Annotated in this window: 1 protein-coding gene; it reads left to right on the top strand. The window is 59.6% G+C overall.

The window, feature by feature from the left end; translation table 11 throughout:
* Positions 1-52: 52 nt before the first annotated feature.
* Positions 53-602: ferredoxin reductase (locus ABD481_RS46770; RefSeq protein ID WP_344672357.1), on the top strand; the 550-nt coding region annotated here is incomplete at its 3' end.

The raw sequence follows: 602 nt of genomic DNA, 5'->3' as shown, positions 1-602 counted from the left end.
CTCTCCCGGCGATGGCGCTAGCCACGCCGGGATTTTTTGATGGAGTTCAGCGATGTCTGATTATCAAATGTTTGAGGCGGTCGTTCGCGATGTTGAACAGATCACCCCTCTTGTGAAGCGTTTTACGCTGGTGTCGCCGACCGGCGCCCCGCTGCCGGCATTCAGCGGCGGCAGCCATATTATCGTCCAGATGCAGGATGGCGAGCAGCGCTACAGTAACGCCTATTCGCTAATGAGCTCGCCGCTGGATACCACCAGCTGGCAGATTGCGGTGCGTCTTGAGTCGCCTTCCAAAGGCGGCTCGCGTTTTATGCACCAGCGGGTGCGCCCGGGCGATACCCTGACGGTGTCCACGCCCAACAATCTGTTCGCCATCGAACCACAGGCGCGAAAACATCTGCTGATCGCCGGCGGCATCGGCATTACGCCATTCTTATCGCATATTCCGGAACTGGAACAGCGGCAGGCCGACTGGCAGCTGCATTACTGTTTTCACGACGCCGACAGTAATGCTTTCGCCGATGCGCTCAGCGCAGCGCCGTGGCGCGATCGGGTCAATGTTCATGTATCAGCGCTCGGCAGCCGTCTCGACCTACCGCGCC

The sequence above is a fragment of the Catenulispora yoronensis genome (assembly GCF_039531695.1).
Taxonomy (GTDB): Bacteria; Actinomycetota; Actinomycetes; order Streptomycetales; family Catenulisporaceae; genus Catenulispora; species Catenulispora yoronensis.
The sequence above is the reverse complement of the archived record's forward strand: the minus strand, read 5'-3'. Positions and strand labels throughout refer to the sequence as shown.